The sequence below is a fragment of the Bacillus sp. AG4(2022) genome, assembly GCF_031844465.1.
Lineage (GTDB): Bacteria > Bacillota > Bacilli > Bacillales > Cytobacillaceae > Bacillus_AB > Bacillus_AB infantis.
On sequence record NZ_JAUZVH010000008.1, the window covers coordinates 193554 to 209581 of the forward strand.

The 16028-nt window shown below is 38.6% G+C and carries 18 protein-coding genes and 1 pseudogene; 3 read left to right on the forward strand and 16 right to left on the reverse strand.

Annotation, left to right across the window (positions count from 1 at the left end; translation table 11 throughout):
* Positions 1 to 299: 299 nt before the first annotated feature.
* The 5 genes from Q9R36_RS20890 to Q9R36_RS20910 all read right to left on the reverse strand — a co-directional run bounded on the left by Q9R36_RS20890 (position 300) and on the right by Q9R36_RS20910 (position 4627).
* Positions 300 to 1223 (reverse strand): stage II sporulation protein P, encoded by a 924-nt coding sequence (locus Q9R36_RS20890; RefSeq protein WP_253616411.1) that lies wholly within the window; start codon positions 1221 to 1223, stop codon positions 300 to 302.
* Positions 1213 to 1752: an RNA polymerase sigma factor gene (locus Q9R36_RS20895; protein WP_253616410.1), complete on the reverse strand. Its 540-nt coding sequence runs from the start codon at positions 1750 to 1752 to the stop codon at positions 1213 to 1215. Before Q9R36_RS20895 ends, Q9R36_RS20890 begins: the two co-directional genes overlap by 11 nt.
* 163 nt (positions 1753 to 1915) lie before the next feature.
* Positions 1916 to 2698: an SMI1/KNR4 family protein gene (locus Q9R36_RS20900; RefSeq protein ID WP_253616409.1), complete on the reverse strand. Its 783-nt coding sequence runs from the start codon at positions 2696 to 2698 to the stop codon at positions 1916 to 1918.
* Positions 2699 to 2837: 139 nt separating this feature from the next.
* A complete protein-coding gene (locus Q9R36_RS20905; RefSeq protein WP_311225823.1) occupies positions 2838 to 3272 on the reverse strand; it encodes an SMI1/KNR4 family protein in 435 nt (144 codons plus the stop codon).
* Positions 3273 to 3373: 101 nt separating this feature from the next.
* Entirely contained in the window at positions 3374 to 4627 is a 1254-nt protein-coding gene (locus Q9R36_RS20910) for an aminopeptidase (protein ID WP_253616407.1), read from the reverse strand.
* Positions 4628 to 4802: 175 nt separating this feature from the next.
* Between Q9R36_RS20910 and Q9R36_RS20915 the strand changes: the two are divergent.
* Positions 4803 to 5577 (forward strand): annotated as a pseudogene (locus tag Q9R36_RS20915) (SDR family NAD(P)-dependent oxidoreductase).
* Positions 5578 to 6090: 513 nt separating this feature from the next.
* Positions 6091 to 7110 (forward strand): aminoglycoside phosphotransferase family protein, encoded by a 1020-nt coding sequence (locus tag Q9R36_RS20920; RefSeq protein WP_253616406.1) that lies wholly within the window; start codon positions 6091 to 6093, stop codon positions 7108 to 7110.
* Between the two features lie 458 nt (positions 7111 to 7568).
* Here the strand turns inward: Q9R36_RS20920 and Q9R36_RS20925 are convergent, their stop codons facing one another.
* The 6 genes from Q9R36_RS20925 to Q9R36_RS20950 all read right to left on the reverse strand — a co-directional run bounded on the left by Q9R36_RS20925 (position 7569) and on the right by Q9R36_RS20950 (position 11834).
* Positions 7569 to 7970, reverse strand: coding sequence for a hypothetical protein (locus tag Q9R36_RS20925; RefSeq protein WP_311225824.1), 402 nt, complete (start codon positions 7968 to 7970; stop codon positions 7569 to 7571).
* Positions 7971 to 8314: 344 nt separating this feature from the next.
* Entirely contained in the window at positions 8315 to 9121 is an 807-nt protein-coding gene (locus Q9R36_RS20930) for an aldo/keto reductase (protein ID WP_253616404.1), read from the reverse strand.
* Positions 9122 to 9286: 165 nt separating this feature from the next.
* On the reverse strand, positions 9287 to 9652 hold the full coding sequence (locus Q9R36_RS20935) for a hypothetical protein (protein ID WP_253616403.1): 366 nt from the start codon (positions 9650 to 9652) through the stop codon (positions 9287 to 9289).
* Positions 9653 to 9732: 80 nt separating this feature from the next.
* Positions 9733 to 10224 (reverse strand): GNAT family N-acetyltransferase, encoded by a 492-nt coding sequence (locus tag Q9R36_RS20940; RefSeq protein ID WP_253616402.1) that lies wholly within the window; start codon positions 10222 to 10224, stop codon positions 9733 to 9735.
* Between the two features lie 113 nt (positions 10225 to 10337).
* Positions 10338 to 10790, reverse strand: a complete 453-nt coding sequence (locus tag Q9R36_RS20945; protein WP_141195041.1) for a DUF6843 domain-containing protein — start codon at positions 10788 to 10790, stop codon at positions 10338 to 10340.
* Positions 10791 to 11411: 621 nt separating this feature from the next.
* Complete coding sequence (locus Q9R36_RS20950) at positions 11412 to 11834, reverse strand: hypothetical protein (protein ID WP_253616401.1); 423 nt, start codon at positions 11832 to 11834, stop codon at positions 11412 to 11414.
* A 297-nt stretch (positions 11835 to 12131) separates the two neighbouring features.
* On the opposite strand from Q9R36_RS20950, the gene Q9R36_RS20955 reads away from it, so the two are divergent.
* Positions 12132 to 12281: a hypothetical protein gene (locus tag Q9R36_RS20955; RefSeq protein ID WP_165352666.1), complete on the forward strand. Its 150-nt coding sequence runs from the start codon at positions 12132 to 12134 to the stop codon at positions 12279 to 12281.
* A 166-nt stretch (positions 12282 to 12447) separates the two neighbouring features.
* Here the strand turns inward: Q9R36_RS20955 and Q9R36_RS20960 are convergent, their stop codons facing one another.
* The 5 genes from Q9R36_RS20960 to Q9R36_RS20980 all read right to left on the reverse strand — a co-directional run bounded on the left by Q9R36_RS20960 (position 12448) and on the right by Q9R36_RS20980 (position 15855).
* Positions 12448 to 13005 (reverse strand): DUF5412 family protein, encoded by a 558-nt coding sequence (locus Q9R36_RS20960; protein WP_311225825.1) that lies wholly within the window; start codon positions 13003 to 13005, stop codon positions 12448 to 12450.
* A gap of 563 nt (positions 13006 to 13568) precedes the next feature.
* On the reverse strand, positions 13569 to 13745 hold the full coding sequence (locus Q9R36_RS20965) for a hypothetical protein (protein WP_165352667.1): 177 nt from the start codon (positions 13743 to 13745) through the stop codon (positions 13569 to 13571).
* A gap of 81 nt (positions 13746 to 13826) precedes the next feature.
* Positions 13827 to 14360, reverse strand: coding sequence for a dihydrofolate reductase family protein (locus tag Q9R36_RS20970; protein ID WP_187445491.1), 534 nt, complete (start codon positions 14358 to 14360; stop codon positions 13827 to 13829).
* 229 nt (positions 14361 to 14589) lie between these two features.
* Positions 14590 to 15279 carry a hypothetical protein gene (locus Q9R36_RS20975; protein WP_311225826.1) on the reverse strand — a complete coding sequence of 230 codons (690 nt, stop codon included), beginning with the start codon at positions 15277 to 15279 and terminating at the stop codon, positions 14590 to 14592.
* A 102-nt stretch (positions 15280 to 15381) separates the two neighbouring features.
* Complete coding sequence (locus tag Q9R36_RS20980; protein WP_311225827.1) at positions 15382 to 15855, reverse strand: 8-oxo-dGTP diphosphatase; 474 nt, start codon at positions 15853 to 15855, stop codon at positions 15382 to 15384.
* Positions 15856 to 16028: the final 173 nt, after the last annotated feature.

A 16028-nucleotide genomic window follows, 5' to 3' on the forward strand; every position in this document is an offset into this window, starting at 1 on the left:
AAAAATACTCTAAAATAGCTCAAATAGGCGGAGAAATTCCGGCTATCGATTCAATAAACAAGAAAATGTGCACCATCGGTCCGCTTAACCGGAAATTCACCCTCTAATTTACCCTCTACAGTGCAGTACTCAGCATCCTAACCGGAGAATCTCCGCTTATTTTGATGCTTGCTGGCACTCAAATAAGGATAAGAATTCCTGTTTTTTTAAAACCATACCTCACTATCCTGCCCCTTTCATGGAATAAGAAAAGCTGCCAGACTTTTGGCAGCTAACTTTTAATGTAAGTACAGAATAGTTTACTCCTTTTCTTGTTCGTTCCAGTCGGTAAGGATCTCACTGATGACTTCTGAAAGGACATCAACAGTTCGATACTCTTCTTCCAAAGTATTTTCCTTCCCTCCAACTTCTAACAGCACAGAGTTACCAAACAGATCTTGATTATAAGAATTTTGAGTAGGGGTATCCTTAGTAAAAACTCCCCTGGATAAGTTGGGGTATCTTTCCTCAGTATATTCATGCAGCAGTTGGGCAAATTTAAAATTCACTTCGTATTTAGCACTGGATTTCGACACTATAAATGCAATTCTAGGATAGTCCTTCCCCTCTATGCTAATCGTTGACTGATTTCTCTTTGATGAATCTCTGTGTATATCAAGGACCATTTTCAGCTTTTTATTATGTGATAAGGTATTTTCGAGTGGTACTCTGGAAACTTTATATGCGTCGCTATACGAGAGTCTTTTTTCTTCTAATTCCGCCTTAATATTCGTGCTATCATGGATAGCATGAATTCCATAATTTTTAAGTTCTTGTCTAAGCCGCTCACCCACCAGTGAAATATTTCTTTCTTTGTGAAACAAATCATCTGAGTGATTCGTTGAGGTTTCTGACACAAAAGATTCCTGATTGTGTGAATGGTAGATATATACTAAAGGATCTTGGATTTTTATAGCTGCTGTCGAAGCTGAATGTTCATTTTGAGGAGTGGAGAAGTTGTTATAAAAGATATCTTTTCCGCCATAAAAGAAGAACCATGAAAGAGCCAATGTGCACATGGCAATACTGGCTGAAGCAACCGTAAATTGTTTGAGCCGGCTTCTTCTGTTTATCTGCCTGGCCGATTTTTTGAGTTTATCAGCAGTGTCCAAGACAAATTTCTCTCTTGGGTTGATTGGATATGTTTCCTTTATTAAGTCGAACAAGTCTTTATCAGTTTGCATTCCCGATGACCTCCTCTATATCCCACTCAAGCTTCATCCTAAGTATTTTTAAAGCCCTGTGATAATCTACTTTGACCTTTGACTCGCTGCATTGAAGGATCTCGGATGTTTCCCGGATTGAAAATTCATTAATGCCTCTTAGGATCACTACAGTCCTATACTTTGGTTTCAGCTCAGATATAGCATCATGAACAATCCTTTTCATTTCATTTTCCTCAATTAATTCTCCCGGTTCCTTTTCGGCCGAGACAATATGTTTAAAGAAGCTGTCGGTAAAAAGGGAAGAAAATCTCCTTTTTCTATAATGGTCAATGGCAACATGCTTTGCAATGGAGAAAATCCAAGTTCTTTGATGGTCAATATTTTTGCCTCTGGTCAAGTTATTCAGGATTCGTAAAAAAACTTCTTGAGTTAAGTCCTCGGCATCATTCTGGTTACCAGTAAAGCAAATAAGAAAACGATATACATCCAAATAATGACTCTTATAGATCTGATCGATTCTCTCCCCTAACCTTTCATTGCCGGCCAAATGGTTCCCTCCTTGTTTAGTCTTCAAGTATTAATCGTTTGAGCTGCAAGAAAGGTTACAATTAATTTTAAACAAAGGATACCTGCTCCTTTTATAAAATAAAAAAGCCGCCAGTTTTGGCAGCGATTTGGAATTTAAGCTCCCGGTAGCTGAAGATGTCATCTCAGTTTTCACTGAAATACATATCGGCATAATAATCAATTTCCTTGTCCTTCCGTATAATTGATATCATTTCTTCAACCACTACAGAAGAAAGTATTCCTTCTTCATTGAAATGATGAGCAAAATTGACTGCTAACTGTTTGATATCAATAACAGGATTTTGAAGGAGAACAACCAAGCTTTGTTCAATCAAATGTTCATTTCCCTTAGTATTTTCATAAAGATAGTTCAAAGCGAGGGTAATCTCTTGCTCGTTAGTCGTTGATAAGGCTGTGTTAAGTTCATCGGGGGTCCAATGTCTTCCCTCTTGTTCAAGATAAATATCTTCAAGTTCTGCTTTTTCTACGTATAATCCATTTAAGAATATGTCAAAATTAGGAGCTAATTCAATAATCTGTTCAGATTCCATATCAATGTATATTACCGGAGGCTCTACTTTTGTATTTCTGTAATCTAATGCTACCCACGAATGCCCACTTCCTGAGACTAAAACAATATTTTTCGGCAAACCCCATTCTTTTATTAAGTATTCACTTTCTAATATACCTTTTTCTTCACCTATACCTAAAATGTGATCAATATTAATATGATCATCAGCCCAAGATGTTGGGACATTAGAAGGGAACGAATTATAGTTAATATATCCACCATTCTGGATCTTAAGAAGATAAATATAGGATTTAGGCAACTTCACTTTAAGTTTTTTTTCTGCTCTTTCTACTTCTTTATCTTTTAAAGGTTCCAATTTATAGTATTCATCATCTTCTTGCCATATCTTTTTCACAGCGGCATTCTCTCCCAAAAAACTCTTTTATTAGTTAGAACTTCAAAATAATTATTTGGCAATTTCTATTAAGCTTAAATGCTCCTTTCTCCACAAAAGGAAGCAGACTGGATGAATTAAAGATTTCCCATAGGAAAACTCATACAGATATCTCCCCAATCATCCATCCTCTGATAAACTCCTCTAGAGATGAAGCTACTCTCCAACGACTGTCATCTTCATGGTTCCAGACATAAATATGCTCTGTCTGAACCCTTCCATCTGTTATTGAATAGCCAAATAAGTCTCCATTTCCGGCATCAGAGAAAAATAAAAAGGTATCCAGAGGTTTCATAAAATCGCTTCGCTCATGAAGGGTCCAGAAAAATAAATTTTCTTTAATCATCTGTTCTATGGACCAAACAAACGAAATTCCATAGTTCCCATAAACTCCGTTTGTTTCCTTGTATAATTCAGCCAACTTATCCGGCAATTCAACTTTTAGTTCCTTCTTAATTATAGCGGTCTCCGCTTCCGTTGCAGGTGCTTTAAACTCACACTCTTTTGAAATACTTGTCAAATAATCTCTCCACATAATCAGCTCTTGCCACCTTTGAAAACTGAATGAATATTAATTCTCTCCAGGATCTTATTTCTCCTTCTTACTTCCTGTTTTTTCATATAGTGATAGAAACCTTAAAATTGAAAATCCCCATCCTTCATTAACAAAACTTCAGTTCCATCTTCTTTAATGCCCACTACTTTCATATCTTCGGTACCAAAGGTCACATTGACTAACAAAAGTGAGGCATTCAGACCCGCGGCCTTCAGCTCTTCCTCAGATTGGCCAATGCCATTTTGAATATTGGAGGGAGAGGCATTTCCGATTCCAATATGACAGGCTGTATTTTCATCAAACAAGGTATTGTAAAAAAGAGTGTCTGTCTGAGCAAGAGGTGATTTATTAGAGACCAAGGCAATCTCGCCCAGATAATGTGAACCTTCGTCTGTTTCAATCAGATTTTGCAACACTTCTTGTCCCCTTGCAGCGTAATAGTCGGTAATCATTCCATCTTTAAAAATCAGATAAAATTCGTCGATGATACTTCCCCCATAGATAAGAGGTTTCGTACCGGCCAATTTGCCATTCACCTTATTTTTATGGGGAGCTGTAAATATTTCTTCGGTAGGAATGTTCGGAAAGAAAGGTATTCCATTTTTATCTGTGACACCGCCGCCAATGTAGCGATGATTTTCAGGCAGGCCCACTAATAAATCAGTTCCACGGCTATTGGTAAAATGGAGGGCTTCAAATTGGCTCTCGTTCAGGATTTTTTTGCGGGACTCGAAGGCTCTGTTATGACTCTCCCAATCTTTTATAGGATCTTTTCCATCTGCCCGGGATCCTTTTAAAATTAATTCCCATAATGAATACAAGGCTTCTTCTCTACTTAGGTTCGGAAATACTTTGGCTGCCCAGGAAACATATGGGACAGCCAGCAGACACCAGCGTATCTCATGGGATCTGATTTTCGCATGATAATCCTTTAATTTGGTACGAGAAGCTTTTTGGAAACGGCTTATCCTTTCTGGAGAAGCCTCTTTAAAAACATCCAGGTTTTCTGAAATAATATGGATGTAAGCAGCACCCGCATCTTCCCACTCCTTAAAACGGGCAGCCTGCCAATCAGGAAAGTGATCAATATCACGATCCGCTGCATGTAAGTAAAATTCTTTGGCAGATTGTTCATCTGTCCAATCTATAAATACATTCGAAGCTCCTGCCTCGTAGGCAGCCGACTGGATCAGACGTGCAAACACAGCATTTTGTATATCACTATGTATAATCAATAATTGATTTTTCTGCAGATTTACACCAGCCCGCACAGCAAGCTCTGCATACTTTTTTAACTGTGCTTCACTTACGAATTCATATATTCCTTTAATCATTTAGAATCTCCTCTGTGGTGTTCTTTGTGTAATTGTACTTTAAATGAAGCCAAGGGGACAGGTCCCATGGCTCAAAAAGAGCCAAGGGACCTGTCCCCTTGGTTCATTTGCTTTTTGGTTAATGTTAACAGTAAGATAAGTATGAATTGTGAAATATTTAAAAGGGGGAGTTCTCATGAAGTATACGGTGATTACAGGTGCCAGCTCAGGAATTGGTTACGAAGCGGCGCTTGCATTTGCTTCACGCAATAAAAATGTCATTGTGACTGCAAGGCGGGAAGATCAGCTGCATAAGCTAAAAGCAGAAATCCACAACATAAACGCCGATCTGGATGTGGTAATTCTGCCGGCAGATCTTTCTGAAAGCGAAAATGTTCATTCTTCATTCTTTATATGAGAGTTTAAAAGAATACGATATTGAAACCTGGATCAATAACGCCGGTTTCGGAAACAGTGCCCCCGTTGCCGAACAGAATGTACAAAAGATTGAAAAGATGCTCAGAGTCAATATTGAAGCACTCACAACCCTTTCCACTTTATACACACATGATTATTCTCAAAAGGCAGGCACCCAATTAATCAACGTGGCTTCTGATGTAGGCTATAGAATGGTACCAAACGGGGTAACGTACGCTGCTACTAAGTTTTATGTGAGTGCATTTACAGAAGGGCTCGCCCAGGAACTTCAGGATCAGGGAGCTGCCATGAAAGTAAAAGTGCTTGCGCCGGCTATGACAGAAACTGAATTTGTTATAAACGCTCGCGAAGTAGAAGAATTCAGCTACCGTGACAACGTGCAAAAATACCATACCGCCAGGGAAATGGCCGGATTCATGCTGGATCTTTATGATAGTGAGAAAATTGTTGGAAAAGTAAATAGCGAGAGTTATGAATTTGAACTGCTGGATCCTATTTATCCATATACTTCACGCCCGCCGGCTTCGGATTGAGAATGCCGCAGGGACAGGTCCTATGGGCAAGTCTAGAAAAGAGCCAGGGGGCCTGTCCCAGTGGCCTAATTTCTTGTTGTTTGCTGCTTTAGTAAATAAAGTGACAGTTCTGCAAACGGAATGACCTGTCAATTAATGTTTCAAGTCAACCAGCGATAAGCCAATTCCTTAACCTGAAGGGAGATGTGTTTTTAATGGCAACTACTTTTATGGTGATTTGGCCTTAAAACTGAATAGCAGGCATGCGCGAAGAAAAGCGGGATTCTCCCGTATTATTTGGTATGCCATTTAAAGTAACCTTTCGTGAATTTTGCTGTTGCAGGATACGATGAAGGTCGTATCTTTTTTACGTCCTGATGCCGCGCGACAGCAGCTTCTTTAGAGGCTGCTGGTCCGTGGCATTTTTGCGTCCACAAACAGCCAGCAAGGACCGAGTATGTCCAAGACATAACGAAAAGAGATCTTGAAGCCAAATTCTCTCCATTCAGAGGGAGCAAACGGAGGAAGGAAGAAATGATTATTAATTCTAAGATACTGAACCATATCTTAAGCCAACGGTTCAAAGAGGATATTGTCTCTGCCGACTGCCAAACCATGCCTTTACAGGGCGGAACTGTGGGAAGTGTGTACCTGGTAACAGGGATTGCCGAAACCGCTGATGACAAGAAATTACCATATCGTATTGTGCTTAAAGTCCAGAAGAAATGGGAGCGTTATGGAGATCCCGATTCATGGCGCCGGGAATATGATCTCTATACATCCGGATTGGGAGCGGTCTTCTCAGAAGCATTACGCTGGCCGGCATGTTATCACGCTGAGTTGAATGCCGAAGAAAATGAATTCCAGCTGTGGCTGGAATATATCGATGGTGTAACTGGTTTAGACTTGACCGGTAATATGTATGAGCAGGCCGCGCTGGAGTTAGGACGCTTTCAAGGCAAACTGTATAAGGAGCGGCCGGCAGTGCTGCAGAACCTGAGTAATCTTAGCCATGCAGATCTCATGAAGAATACGTATCTGCATTACCGTTCATGGCCGGTCGTATACAATTATATACGCTCGGAAGATTGCGAATTGCCGCAGCACATACGGCAAATGCTCATAGAAATCGATAATCAAGCTGATGAGATACTTGCCCATATTGAAAGACTGCCCCTTGTCCTATGCCACCGGGACTTCTGGGTGGCCAACCTGATTTATGCGGATGGAAAAATTGCACTCATTGATTGGGACACATGCGGCTGGGGTTATTTGGGGGAAGATCTCGCAAGCCTTATTGCGGATGAAGCGGATACCGATCACATGGTCGAATATTACCAAAGATGCGTTCCCGCTTATTATAAAGGCTTTTCGGAATATGCGGGTGGAGTATCTCATAGTGCTGATCATTGCATCTACGAGATGATACTTCTTCTATTTGGGTACAGGCTTGTGGAGTGGTATCTCCACACAGAAGACGATGACGAGAAGACAAAGCATATCCTTACGCTCCAAAAAATCTTTGAAATGAAGACCGCTCCGGTACAGGGATAACGCTTAAAAGAAACTCCAAAAGCTTTGGATTGTTTTTGGAGTTTCTATCAATTTTTTGCCTGTTGCCAATTAACCTTCCATTATTACTCGCATTATTGGATCTTGATCGTGGAAGGCTATACAAATCGCTGACAGCTGATTTAGAATATAAGACTGGATAGTTCAATAACTGTATTTTTAATTTGTAATGAATGATTTCAGGGTATCCGTCCTCTAGGGTTTTCAACCACCCCACTTCGAGTAAAACCATTTTCTCCAAATACTCTTTGCATTTTAATATTCGAGTGATTAGTAGAAGAATACACTTTGGTTGTTGGAGATGAACTATCTAGCCGGTATAAGCCAACGACTTCTGACAACCATCATAATTGGTGATTATAGGTTACTCCTCTTTCACCATCAAAAAAAAGATCTGACCAATTCACATTCAGATCTTAAACATTTCTGCATTTAGCTTGTTATTCTATATTCATAACAATTTCAAGTCCTGTTGGCTTTTCCTTAAAGGTGTCGCTATACTCTTTAAAGACTATCTTTGTATTGGAAATATCGTCAGGCAATGGCGGAGAAACAATGAAGCTGTATGTAAAATGCCCTGTTGAGCCACCACCACGAGACTGCCAGCAATCGTATTGCTCTCCTAAAAACAATTCAAAACTATTATGATGATGCCGGCCGATTGGCGAATCATCCGGCTCATCCCAATCAATATGCAGCTGTATAACGCTGGCATTCTCATACTGCCGAATAACGGTTATGGAATATATCCGATCATCTTTTTCAACCGATTTTAAAACCGATAGGTGTTTTCTGAATCCAGCCGGTTCAATACGCGGTTTAAAGAAATCGTATATTCTCATTCCCCCGAATAACGCCTTCAAATACTCTTCATAGAGATCATACTTGATAGCCCAGTTAGAGATAAAAGTATCCGTCGGAAACCCTGGGTTGTTGTTTGAAATATCCCTCCGCTGTTTTAACAAAGAACAGATTTGATCATCAACTTTGCTTAACCGTTCATCGTAAAAATCGGCTGGTGGCTCAAATGGCGTTCGTTTAATTTTAATCGCCTCCTCATTAACTTATTTTACCATATATTAACAATAAGGTAATTGCCTTTTTTTTGAAATGGCAGCTGAATTGCTCAAAAAAAATTAAAATCCCAGCAATATTATTCATATTACCAGGATAAAGGACTAAGCAATTATAGATTTTCTATCTTTTCTATATCCTCCGCAGTCAATTCAAAATCGAAAAGTTCCAGATTGGACGCTTGATTTTCTCGTTTGTGAGATTTAGGGATAACAATCACACCGCGTTGGATTTGGTATTTTAATAAGACTTGTGCACCGGATTTATGATAGATCTTACCGATTTCATCCAAAGCTTCTTTTTGGTGGGCTTCGGCTTTCATAGGTCCCCAGGCAACAGGGGTAATTTCCTCGTCTTTTAATACGGCAAGGAGATTTTTGTTGGGTTCTTTTAAGTTGATTTGTATCTGATTAACAGCCGGCTTCACTTTAGCGAATTTTTTCAATTCATCCAGATGATTTTTTTCAAAGTTTGAAACACCGATTGCTTTTAGTTTGCCCGCTTCATAATATTCTTCAAAGACTTCCCAAGTGTTTTTAAGCTGTACTTTGTCCTCGATAGGAAAGTGAATAAGAAGCAGGTCGAGATAGTCTGTCTGGAAATTTTTCAGACTATTATCAATAGCTGCCCGGGTAGCTTCCTTTGAAGAAATATATTCTTCACTGGCTGGAATTTTGGTTGTAATGAAAAACTCTTCCCGAGGCACTTTGCTTTCTGCCAACACACTTCCGACAAGCTTTTCGTTTCGATACATGATGGCTGCGTCTATGGAACGGTAACCCAGCTCAATTGCGGATGCCAGTTCAGGTATTTCGTTTGTTAAAGCTCCGTTATAATCGTTGTTTTCTTTTCCATACGTATTTGTACCTGTCCCTACTATAGGCATTTCAAGCCCATTATTAAGCGTTATGTATTCCATATTTTTAAGCACTCCCTCTGTCTATTACTTTACTTATATCATATCAAATTATGGAATTTTCAAAAAGTGCCTCTGGCTATCGTTTTCCTTGATCGGAATAAGTTTCAGCAGCAGTATCGATTAGTGAGCGATCTGAACCATAAGCACCCAATAGCCTAGCAACGATTAACCTTCAATCTGTTTTAAATATGGTATTTCCTCTCCATCAACATTTGCAATATATGCTGGAGTATCTGTTTCATATATTTTAGTTCCAACAGGTAATATATTTGCCGTACCGTTTTTAAAACAGCCGGCCTTATCTGTTATTTTAGTTATTTCTCCAATTTGTTCACCCAATTGATATTCCAGATCAGAAACCCAATCAACATCTTGGGCATTAGAATACACAATTCCACCCAGAAGAAATATATCAGCACTATCATCGCTAAGAAAGTCCTTTGGAGCCGGATTGTCAATAAGACCGTTATTGCATCCCACTAAGAAAATACACAACATACTTATAGGAAATAAGATTTTTGTGAATTTCATGTGATGCCTCCTTTTTGAATAAACAGATGAAATAACTTTAAAAGCGTGATATGGCAGCTAGTCTGCAACATAATCACCCGTTAGCAATTAAACTTTTTAACCATCCGTACTTGTTTTAAGATATGTCCATCGAACTCTTTTTCATATTCTTTAACTATTTCAAAACCTTTAGCTTCATAAAAGTACATGCCAACCTTATTATCTTTTTCGACGTTTATATAAATTTCTTTTATACCTTTTAATTCTTTAACCGCTTGTTGTATCAAAGCAGTGCCAATCCCTCTGCCCTGGAATTCTGGATAAAGATAAATAGCCGCCAATTCGACCTTTCCGCCATCCCTCACTGTAGAATAGTTTGCAAAACCGACAACTTCTCCCTCAACTTCTGCAACATAAACTATAGAACGTTCTATACGTTGTTTCATACTTTCATCACTATAATTTAACTTTATAAAATTATTTTGTACTTCTAAGGGGATTATGCCCTCATATGTGGCATTCCAAGTTGTTTTCGCTATGCTTTGAACTTGTTTTGTATCTTGGTAGTGCATCTTGCGGATGGTGATATTCATCTTAAGTCCCCTTTGAATAAGAAGTAAAAATTCCTTCTTCGACTGCCACTTATGTGGAAAAAAAACTGCCTGGTTTGGAACGTGAGCATCCATTAGTGCAATAGAAGCAGTTTCTATCTATCAAGTGCTGGACAACCTTTGTTTTCAATGTCTTCTGAACCAAAAATCTGATAGGAATATTGTCTTTCTGGCTTTCCCTCCTCTTGAGCTGCTCCGTTCGCTCCAAACCTTATTTTTTCTTGATGTAATTCTTTAATTTTATTTCCTTTGCCGTCAACATAAAACGCACGTAATTGGTATCCTCCAGAATGCTGTTCATTGACCCAGCCAAAATCAGATGGGGAAGAAGTGTTTAAAACCCCACTCTTAGGAACCTTATAAACAATTTCATTGTTATCTATTTTTAGTGGCCTTGCACCCTTCACATTGTAATTAATTACTACACATCCCTCAAAACCCATCGGTAATAAATAGGTTTGGTCAACTCCCTCTTGAATGGCTATCAACCTATAAACTGTTACTAAGATTATTAGAGCTAACGCAGCTAATCCAATTCTGGTAAACAAATAAACTTTACCTCCGATCTGAGCCATAAATACCTAATAATGGAACAACAGTATTTCTTTCCCCTCTATATTCGCAAAATAAGCTGGAGTATCTGTTTTATATATCCTACTTCCAACAATATATTTGCTGTCCCGTTTTTAAAACTCCATGCCTTATCTATTTGTTTAGTTATTTCTCCAATTGTTCACCTAATTGTTATTCAAAATCAGAAACCCATTTAACGTCTGGGCATTAGAATAAACAATTTTATCCAGCAATTATGCCGGCATTTTTTTTAAAGAAAATCCCTTGGATCCGGAATGCTTTTGCGGGGTTGTTAATAAAACCGTTATCGCACATTAACTCAGATCATAAACAAAATACTTATAAAAGATATTATTTTCGTCAATTTTATATGATGCCGCCTTGTGTAAATAAACAGACGAACTAACTTTTAAATAGTTACATGTCAGTCAAAATTTTGTTATACATTACACCCCGTTTGTTATACAAAAGAAAGGCCGCCTGATTGGCAGCCGATTTAGCATAAGCATCTGCAGTTTAATTGTATTTCTTTTACAACTGTTATCAAAAATTGATTTGAAACGCCGCTGTTCAAACAAAGTATTATTTAGAACTTATCATGACAAATGGCTGTACTCTACTATTTCTACTTTAAATCCATGACTGCAACCAATTTTAGGACTATCACAAGATGGTGATACCCTAACTTTAACAAGGTCATGTGCATAGTTGCCGAGTGTGCTACTTCCTTCTGGAACTTGAATATTTATGGAAATATCATAAGAATGATTATTATTGTAAACAATACCGACGATTCTTTGGAACTGCCACCCAAAGATCGCTTCATCATTGCCTGAATACTCCTGCGTCACTTTTTTATCAATTGAGGGAAATACAATATCCTTAATAATATCTTCTGGAGTGACATACCAATCTTCTGCATAAGGTTTAATTACCTTGGGTTCGGAAGGTTTAGCATTAACAAAATCACCACTTGTAAGTATAAATAAAATGGTGAAAAGAACGATCACTTTCCTCATGAAAGTCACTCCCATATTTTTCAATAGATTTCCCATCGCAATTAGATGCTATGCACTAATACCCGCCTTTGGCCGGCATATGTTATCTCATATACTTAACTTCATTACAGAAGGCTGCCCCCTTTTGTGAGATAAGAAAGGTATCTGGCTTACCAGCCATCCAAAACATAAGCAGCTGTTATCTGGAAAAAGTGAATTGAGTATCAACAGCCAACTGCTCCGATTCCTTGATTTTTTGAATAAAAATAAGCATCAGGAGCAATATATTATTGCAACTAAAAGAAGGTGGTGGTATTGATGCATCGTGATAATAATTTGTTTGGCATAGGAATTATTGCAATTCTTTTAACAACTATATACACAGCAATTTTATCTTCAATGCTTATGAAAACCAAAGAACGGGTTGATTATATTTATCATAAGGAACGTTCAAGAAAAGATGCTTAAATTGGCGATGATTTCATCGCCTTTTTTCAACAGAATAAGCATCTTATCTTTGCTACGCATTACAAGCTTAAAGTGAGGACGATCTAGAACAACGTCATTTCTGCCTCAAAGTTATATAAGAAAAGCTGCCTGGTTTGGCAGCAGCTGAACCGGAACATAGAAGATATTAGTTTTGGTAGCAAGTCTCAAATTCGTCTTTCATTAGCAGACTTTTACAAGCCAATCCATTTTCGTGATAAATTTCTCTGCCGATTTTTAACTTGATGCTTCTGTTTGAATTTGGATAGTCGGGGTCGTCATTGAGGATATACAGGGTGTCTTCATCCATCCATTTCATTGAAAAGTCACTTTTTGCATCAGCATAATAAACAGTTTGAACATTATTCTTCTTATGATTGTTTGTGACTTCAACCCAGACGTTAACACCGCCTGCCGCGCCGCCATATGGTTCATAAAAAGCAGCAGCGGTAAGTTCTTCATTGGGTGATGTGACAGATCCAGGTCCCGTTTGGACATTGTCTCTGTCAATTTTACTAAAGGTAAAAAAGTACGTTTCATACACATATATTGAAGAAACCAAAATAACCCCAGCCAATACTGCTATCAGTAATTTATTAGGGAAACGTTTCTTTTTGACAAAAACATTTATGATTTTGGCACATAGAATCACCAATAATATAGTAGCAGCGACACATGCTAAGAAACCAGATAACATTAAATTCATAATCCCCCTGCTTTAATTACTATACTCTCCAAGCAAACTAAAAATAAAGAAATCCTCCCTATTATGCCAGCTGATCTTGAGCATAGCCTTTGTTAGTTAAATAGCACTTCACTTTACAAATTCAGTTTTTATCAGGTAAATGACCAGAAGTGAATTGATGTTCCCATGGTTTTATCAGGAATCTATCAATAATTATCCAAGCTGTCATGTTTACCTTCTTGCACTCCGCCCTCCATACCTTGATTAGATTTAATAATATTATAGACCCGAACCTTTTTATTTTCCTTATCATAAATATAGCTGTATCGTACATCCAACTCATCTTCATATCTAACATCTGCCATATATCTGCCCATTTTCCAATCATAAACCAACTCGGCCGAACTAATTAATGGAGCATCTTCTCTAGCATTTAAATAGCTTAATACTTGATCCCTAGTTATTGAAACACACCCAAAATTACTCCTAAAAGTGTTATTAAAACCAATGAGAGTGAAATAATAATGTTTATTTTCAATTTGTCCCCTCAGTTTCAATGAGGCCAGGGGGACAGGTCCCGTGGCTCATTCTTTCTTTTTAATTATAATCAGTTTTGACATCACAAAATGACCGACTGCAATAGTTAATAATAGGTCTCTGTACGGCTCATTTACACCACCCATCAAATAGGCAGCAATATTGAAAAACATAAATGATATTGTGAGTAGCCCGAGAACATAATACTCCATTCTCACTTCCATTATTTTTCCCCCTTAAACATGCCAGGGGGACAGGTCCCGTGGCCCAGTCTCAAAATGAGCCAAGGTACCTGTCCCCTTGGCTCACTTTTTTACTGTGTAATGTATTTCAACAAATTGGTTAAAAGTTCGGGTCCCTTTAAGTTTTAAGTCCAGCTGATAATCGCCGGATTTAAATAATGGGATTCCATCTCCGATGATGGAAGGAGCAATTGTGATAAACAGTTCATCGAGTAATTTTTCTTTCAAAAACGTGTGTAACAATTCTCCGCCGCCAACTACCCAAATATTTTTACCTTCTTCTTTTTTAAGGCTATTGGCGAAATTTACAATATCTTCATTCACAAACTTAACATCAGCTGTATCTTCTACTTGAGACCTGGTAAAGACGTAACAATCTTTATTTTCATATGGAAATTGACCTTTTTCGTGTTTCATTATCCAGTCATATGTTCTTTTGCCCATAATGATTGTGTCAATTTCTTCATAAAATTCCGAGTAGCCATTATCACCTTCACCCTCAACTTTGAATAACCAATCTAATGAGTCTTCTTTTGTTGCAATGTAACCATCCAAGCTTTGAGCAATAAAGAGTACTATGTTCCGCCGATTCTTCATCATGCACCGTCCTAACTATGGAGAAACTTGTCCCATGTTATTTTAATAACAAGACACTTGTTTTAAGCTGCACTTTCATAAAATAAGAATTCAATAAAAAAGGCGGTTATCCTTCCTGGATCAACCCGCCTGTTACATTAAAATATATTTCTGCCCTTAGGTCTTTTTATTATTATCAGTTTTGACATCACAAAATGACTTGCCACAGGGACGACCCCCTGGCCCAGTTTTAAAAAGAGCCATGGGACCTGTCCCCCTGGCTCACAAAAATTATTGATTTTGCCTGATACATACGATCCCGGTATTCATATCCAATGACAATGCTGCCTGCAAAAGCACCTGGAGACAGCTGGGGATACAATACAGCATAAAGTTTATTATCTCTTATTTCGTACTTAATGATGCTGCCAAAGTTAATCTCTGGAAATATGGTATCAGGTAAAATCTTCAACTTTTTAACATCAATTTGATAAGACTTCTGTCCAATCGTTATCACTGCTTTGTTTTTTGTTAAGCTTGATTTTATATTCTTATTTACAATTGCCATTGGGTTGTCAACCAGTACTTCTCTCAACGGCTGGCCATTTACATGAAAGACAGCCACTTCTTGCTCTAAGACGCCTGTACCATAACCTTTGGTCAGGATAATAATCAGTTCTTTCTTTTTATCACCATTAATATCCTCGTAATGGATTTCAGGGGCGTAAGTGGGATTGGATGCATTTATCCAGAAGGGCCTGGAATACTCACTTCCCTGAAAATTCAACTTAAAGTCGTAAAAAAGACCATTCCTCTCTATGGCATGCAAAGTGATGCTGTCTGATTTGGCGACTATTTTATGTTTTGGTTCTGCAGCTCCAGCTTCATTTGATAAACTCACTAAGAGTATAGACAATAAGAAAAATACTACTCTCTTCAATAGCCCTCACCTCGTTTTTAGCATTCCCAAATTGTGAGCCAAGGGGACAGACCCCGTGGCCCAGCTTCAAAAAAAAGCCAAGGGACCTGTCCCCTTGGCTCTTCATGTTCTCTTAATCATAATGGCCCCCGGCCCATTCCTCTCCTCATCCCAAACCGTCTGAATCTCAAATGTCCCCGGCTCGAAAAACAAATCAAATCTCATTTTGATATCTTCCTGCATCGGCAAATTTTTTGCATCTTTTATGCTGATCCAATGCAGCTCCCCTTCCGGCGGATTCTCCAGCAGTTCGCCCTCAAAGTCCTTCGTCCAATAATTCATCATCATATACCGCTCATTTTTCACCGGATTCACAAACTCCGAAATCCCCTTAAATACAAGATTGCTCACTTCAAGGCCGGTTTCTTCCCTGACCTCCCGGATTGCTCCATCAGTAAAGCTCTCCGGGAATTCCACTCGCCCGCCCGGCGGAAGAAAGCCCTTAAAGTGGTCATGCTGCCTGTCCAGCAGCAGCACTTTATCTCCATCCTGAATCATCACCACTGTCCAGATTTTATAGGTTATTTGATTCTCCAAAATATCTCCTCATTTCGTGCCAGGGGGTCAGGACCCCTGGCCCAGCCTCAAAATGAGCCAAGGGACCTGACCCCCTGGTTCATTTTCTGCAAATTAACATGTACACTAAGGTTCCCCCCGCTAGAAATAGACCTGTGCCCAAGAGAACTTTTACATAAGATACTCCAACTACA

Coding starts and splice junctions, on each gene's coding strand:
- Q9R36_RS20950 (WP_253616401.1), bottom strand. CDS start 11,834: ATGAGGAAAGTGATCGTTCTTTTCACCATTTTATTTATACTTACAAGT.
- Q9R36_RS20960 (WP_311225825.1), bottom strand. CDS start 13,005: ATGAATTTAATGTTATCTGGTTTCTTAGCATGTGTCGCTGCTACTATA.
- Q9R36_RS20940 (WP_253616402.1), bottom strand. CDS start 10,224: ATGAATATCACCATCCGCAAGATGCACTACCAAGATACAAAACAAGTT.
- Q9R36_RS20935 (WP_253616403.1), bottom strand. CDS start 9,652: ATGAAATTCACAAAAATCTTATTTCCTATAAGTATGTTGTGTATTTTC.
- Q9R36_RS20930 (WP_253616404.1), bottom strand. CDS start 9,121: ATGGAATACATAACGCTTAATAATGGGCTTGAAATGCCTATAGTAGGG.
- Q9R36_RS20920 (WP_253616406.1), top strand. CDS start 6,091: ATGATTATTAATTCTAAGATACTGAACCATATCTTAAGCCAACGGTTC.
- Q9R36_RS20925 (WP_311225824.1), bottom strand. CDS start 7,970: ATGAGAATATACGATTTCTTTAAACCGCGTATTGAACCGGCTGGATTC.
- Q9R36_RS20965 (WP_165352667.1), bottom strand. CDS start 13,745: ATGGAAGTGAGAATGGAGTATTATGTTCTCGGGCTACTCACAATATCA.
- Q9R36_RS20890 (WP_253616411.1), bottom strand. CDS start 1,223: ATGCAAACTGATAAAGACTTGTTCGACTTAATAAAGGAAACATATCCA.
- Q9R36_RS20970 (WP_187445491.1), bottom strand. CDS start 14,360: ATGAAGAATCGGCGGAACATAGTACTCTTTATTGCTCAAAGCTTGGAT.
- Q9R36_RS20910 (WP_253616407.1), bottom strand. CDS start 4,627: ATGATTAAAGGAATATATGAATTCGTAAGTGAAGCACAGTTAAAAAAG.
- Q9R36_RS20905 (WP_311225823.1), bottom strand. CDS start 3,272: ATGTGGAGAGATTATTTGACAAGTATTTCAAAAGAGTGTGAGTTTAAA.
- Q9R36_RS20955 (WP_165352666.1), top strand. CDS start 12,132: ATGCATCGTGATAATAATTTGTTTGGCATAGGAATTATTGCAATTCTT.